Below are 246 nucleotides of genomic sequence, written 5' to 3'. Positions count from 1 at the left end.
AGAACCAGCATAGCACCACTAGAGGTTGAGGAGGCTCTCGGTTGATGGTTAAATTTCATATCAAGTTGGACAGTGAAATTCCAGCCTCCAAGCAGCTTTTTGACCAGATTCAATTCGCGATCGCGTCTCGACAATATCCCCCCGGTCATCGCCTTCCCAGTACCCGTCAACTTGCAATGATGACAGGTTTGCATCGCAACACCATCAGTAAAGTTTATCGACAACTGGAAGACACAGGGCTAGTAG

At 48.0% G+C, this 246-nt stretch carries 1 protein-coding gene; it reads left to right on the top strand.

Annotation, left to right across the window (positions count from 1 at the left end):
- Positions 1-44 precede the first annotated feature (44 nt).
- The coding region (locus R0J92_RS25540) for a GntR family transcriptional regulator (protein ID WP_411053746.1) at positions 45-246 on the top strand (202 nt) is incomplete at its 3' end.

This window comes from Tritonibacter sp. SIMBA_163 (assembly GCF_046535935.1).
Lineage (GTDB): Bacteria > Pseudomonadota > Alphaproteobacteria > Rhodobacterales > Rhodobacteraceae > Epibacterium > Epibacterium scottomollicae.
This window is presented reverse-complemented; position numbering and strand designations above follow the sequence as displayed.